The sequence below is a fragment of the Kitasatospora sp. NPDC057512 genome, assembly GCF_042802135.1.
Classification (GTDB): Bacteria; Actinomycetota; Actinomycetes; order Streptomycetales; family Streptomycetaceae; genus Kitasatospora.
The window spans coordinates 1-2,367 of the sequence record NZ_JBHVET010001018.1; the positions used below are offsets into that span (position 1 = coordinate 1).

Annotated in this window: 4 protein-coding genes and 1 CRISPR repeat array; all 4 genes read left to right on the top strand. The window is 72.2% G+C overall.

Features of this window, described 5'->3' with window-relative positions:
* Positions 1–516: a CRISPR direct-repeat array (repeat unit 28 nt; unit sequence GAGCAACCCCCGCGAGCGCGGGGCCGAC).
* Positions 517–650: 134 nt separating this feature from the next.
* The 4 genes from ACFU6K_RS36985 to ACFU6K_RS37000 all read left to right on the top strand — a co-directional run bounded on the left by ACFU6K_RS36985 (position 651) and on the right by ACFU6K_RS37000 (position 2,166).
* The gene (locus ACFU6K_RS36985; RefSeq protein ID WP_380670726.1) at positions 651–884 is read left to right on the top strand and encodes a hypothetical protein; all 234 of its coding nucleotides are present in this window, start codon (positions 651–653) and stop codon (positions 882–884) included.
* 5 nt (positions 885–889) lie between these two features.
* A complete protein-coding gene (locus ACFU6K_RS36990; protein WP_380670727.1) occupies positions 890–1,204 on the top strand; it encodes a hypothetical protein in 315 nt (104 codons plus the stop codon).
* Between the two features lie 114 nt (positions 1,205–1,318).
* Positions 1,319–1,609 carry a hypothetical protein gene (locus ACFU6K_RS36995; RefSeq protein WP_380670729.1) on the top strand — a complete coding sequence of 97 codons (291 nt, stop codon included), beginning with the start codon at positions 1,319–1,321 and terminating at the stop codon, positions 1,607–1,609.
* Positions 1,610–1,674: 65 nt separating this feature from the next.
* Positions 1,675–2,166 carry a hypothetical protein gene (locus ACFU6K_RS37000; protein ID WP_380670731.1) on the top strand — a complete coding sequence of 164 codons (492 nt, stop codon included), beginning with the start codon at positions 1,675–1,677 and terminating at the stop codon, positions 2,164–2,166.
* Positions 2,167–2,367 lie beyond the last annotated feature (201 nt).

Consider the following 2,367-nt stretch of genomic DNA (forward strand, 5'->3'; position numbering starts at 1 on the left):
GAGCAACCCCCGCGAGCGCGGGGCCGACCGCTTCGGCCTCGGCCTCGGCGGCGGCGGCCAGGAGCAACCCCCGCGAGCGCGGGGCCGACATGCCGGAAAACCGCGCCAGGACTCAGGCCTGCGAGCAACCCCCGCGAGCGCGGGGCCGACATCCGGGGGACCGATCGTCCCCCATCCTGGGGGGAGCAACCCCCGCGAGCGCGGGGCCGACGGGCCGGGGCCCTGCTGCTTGTCCGACGGGCCGGAGCAACCCCCGCGAGCGCGGGGCCGACGGTCATGGTGAGCTCCCCTTCTGGGATGGCGAGGAGCAACCCCCGCGAGCGCGGGGCCGACCGCGGCGACATCGGGGTGACGACCGGCCCGGGCGAGCAACCCCCGCGAGCGCGGGGCCGACACGATGAACGGCCACGGCTCGATCCCCGACGTCGAGCAACCCCCGCGAGCGCGGGGCCGACGCCGGGCGGGTACTTGCCCGCGTCGATCTCGCCGAGCAACCCCCGCGAGCGCGGGGCCGACACTTCCTGACCTGCGGCGATTCGCTTCAGTGAGCGCTATTTGATTCAGTTCGATTCGGTTGGCTATCCATAGTAGAGCTCATGGGTGGTTGGTGGTGGAGCTGGCTGGCTTTGTGGTGGTGGACTGGATAGCAAGTGGCGAGCGGTACTTCGCTGGTGTACCCGGTGTTCATGGAGATCGCGCTGCAGCCCTGCGGATGGCTGTCCGGCTACATCGGCGGCTCGCCGAGCACCGGGACCGACCTGTTCATCCGCAACCTCGACGCGACGGGACGGGACGGGCACGGTCACCGGCGAGGTCGGGCCGAGGACCCGGACGGTGCGCACCGAGGGCCCAGCTGGCCGGGGTCTCCCGGCTCGGCGAGGTGATCATCGTGTCCTTCGTAGTGCGCTGCCTCGCCGACGGCGAGGAGGTCTTCACCCTGTCGACGGTGTTCGGGTTCTTCCCGGTCTCGGCCTTCGAAGGCCGAGCGGGCTGCCGGTGTCGCGGGCCGACCGCGAGGCACTGGAGCGCCCGGCGGGTACGCGGTCGGCTTCACGACGGCGCCCGCCCGCCACTTCGCCGGCCCCGCCCGGCTGCCCGGGCCGATGCTGCTGATGCTCGACCGGATCACCGGCTGCTGGCCTCGTGGGGCGGCAGCGCGGTGCTGGGGCGGATCCGGGTGGAGAAGGACGACGCGGGCGAGTAGTTCTTTCGAAACCCTGCCGACGACGGGTCAGTTCGAGGTCGAAGCCCGCTTCCGGGGGTTGGGGACAGCGGGACGCGGGCACGGCGCCCAGGCTGGAGGTCGACCTCCAGCTCTGTGTGGCAGTCCGGGGCCGCCGACGGCTCCACGGAGGTCCTCGCCGACGAGGTCCGGGCGCTGGACTGGCACAGGGGCACGGCGGCGCACGCCCTGGGCCTGCCGGCCGGTTCGCGCGGCGCGGACCACCTGGAGGCCGTCGCCGTCAAGGCCCACGTCGGCCGGCTGGCCGGGGTGCACCTATCCCTCGTCGAGGTGGGCCGCCCGCATCCCGGGTGGGCGGCGCCACCCCTCCAGGTCGTCCGGACGGGGGACAGGGTCACTGTGCGGTCCGTCGGTGACCGGGGATGACCGGGGATGACCGGCCTCGGCCGCGCGACACGACGGCGTCAGGAGTACAGCCCCGATGACGGACCGTGCGCGAACGGTGGCGGATCCGGCCGAGGGCGGGCCGCAGCGGCTCGACGGCCTTCTCCGCGACCACGACGGCGATCGACGAGGTGCGACGGATCGCCCAGGACCGGATCCTGCGGCAGATGCCCCTCACCGAACCCTGCGCGGGTCTGCGGTCGGTGAACCGGGCCTGGATCGCCGGCAGCGAGATCGCGACGCTGGACTGGCTGAAGGGCCGTCGCCATCCCCCCCGGGGGGGTGCAACTCCAGCTAGTCCAGCGGTTCGTGGCCCTGCCAGTGCCGGCGGCCGTCCGGGAGTCCACGCTGGCCGCGGCGGTGCGGCGGATCCTCGCCGCCGAGCGGCCGCAGGGCCCGGCCGGGCCGTTGGTCCGCGTCCTGGCGGAGCTGTTCCCCTCGGCGCGACCCGCCGGAGGAGCCGGGGACCCGGCGACCCGGCGATCCGGTATGAGTGCGTGGTTCCCGTATTCCGAATCGGAGATCCTCTGACCTTTTGACACATGTCAGAATCCCTGTCAATAGATTGAATTTGCCTGTTCTTTGTCATTCCTTTAATCTCTTGGCGCTATTGATCACGGGTCGCTCCCCGCACCCCAGGGGATCGACCCCGAGCGCAACCGCAGACCATTCGTCGATAAGACGATGGCAACCACCATCCCCCCCCGCGGGCGGTGTCACATGTCAGGCCCCACAAGCCC